Origin of the sequence: Pseudomonas sp. SMSB3, from assembly GCF_052041965.1 — a bacterium.
GTDB lineage: Bacteria > Pseudomonadota > Gammaproteobacteria > Pseudomonadales > Pseudomonadaceae > Aquipseudomonas.
The window spans coordinates 1-788 of sequence record NZ_JBKGGV010000041.1 but is presented as its reverse complement, the minus strand read 5'-3'; the positions used below and the strand labels follow the sequence as shown (position 1 = coordinate 788).

The window sequence follows — 788 nt, the reverse complement described above, 5'->3', positions numbered from 1 at the left end:
CAGCGTCGGGGCGCCAGTGACTGGAAGTCCGGTTGTAGTGACCTTGGCCAATGGTCAACTCATCACCATTCAGGCTGGCCAAAGCTCCGGCACTGCAACGGCTGCTGTCAGCAACGATGTCTATCAGGGGCATGAGGCGGTCACTAACAGCATCACCAGCGTTAGTGGCGGAAACTTCGAAAACCTCGTGGCCAACACCGACCTCGTCAGCACCGTCGTTACCGATATAACGGACACGACAACGGTGACCCTGACCGCCACACCATTTGTGGCTGAGGGCGGCACCATCGTCTACACAGCCAGCGTCGGCGCAGCGGTGACTGGTAGTCCGGTCGTGGTGACCTTAGCCAATGGGCAAATCATCACGATCCCGGTTGGCCAAAGCTCTGGCACTGCAACCGGCGTCGTGAGCAACGATGTCTATCAAGGACATGAGGCGGTCACCAACAGCATCACCAGCGTTAGCGGCGGCAACTACGAGAACCTGGTCGCCGACAAAGGCGTGGTAAGTACCGCAGTCACTGACGTTCAAGACACCACCACGGTTTCCCTGTCGGCCACGCAAACCGTCGCTGAGGGTGGCCAGATCGTCTATACCGCTACTCTGACCAACGCCGCTCAGTCGCCGGTTACTGTGACTCTGAGCAATGGCCAGGCCATTACCATCAATGCCAATCAAACCACTGGCAGCATCACCGTCGCTGCGCCTGGCGATGATCCATACATCGATGCAGGTCAGGTCAGTGCCCGTATTACCAACGCAACCGGCGGCAATTTCGAAAACCTCG

The 788-nt window shown here is 58.2% G+C and carries 1 protein-coding gene; it reads left to right on the top strand.

What is annotated here, in order from left to right; all coding sequences use genetic code 11:
• The coding region (locus ACLEJW_RS23200; protein WP_440778325.1) for an immunoglobulin-like domain-containing protein at positions 1-788 on the top strand (788 nt) is incomplete at both ends.